General features: G+C 53.6%; 1 rRNA gene. It reads left to right on the top strand.

Annotated elements, in window-relative coordinates:
- A 23S ribosomal RNA gene (locus MRBLMU1_RS25510) occupies positions 1-347 on the top strand; the annotation flags it as partial.

Here is a 347-nt window from a genome sequence, read left to right as displayed (position 1 = left end):
ATATGGTAGGAGAGCGTTCTGTAAGCCTGCGAAGGTGTCTTGTAAAGGATGCTGGAGGTATCAGAAGTGCGAATGCTGACATGAGTAGCGATAATGGGGGTGAAAAGCCCCCACGCCGTAAGCCCAAGGTTTCCTGTTCAACGTTCATCGGAGCAGGGTGAGTCGGCCCCTAAGGCGAGGCAGAGATGCGTAGCTGATGGGAAGCAGGTTAATATTCCTGCACCGTCGTATGATGCGATGGGGGGACGGATCGCGGAAGGTTGTCCAACTGTTGGAATAGTTGGTTGCTGCTTCATAGAAGGCGCTTAGGCAAATCCGGGCGCGTAATTCAAGGGAGTGGGACGAGA

This window comes from Burkholderia sp. LMU1-1-1.1, from assembly GCF_040675865.1.
Lineage (GTDB): Bacteria > Pseudomonadota > Gammaproteobacteria > Burkholderiales > Burkholderiaceae_D > Rugamonas.
Note: the sequence above shows the minus strand (reverse complement) of the source record. Positions and strands in the feature narration are given on the sequence as shown.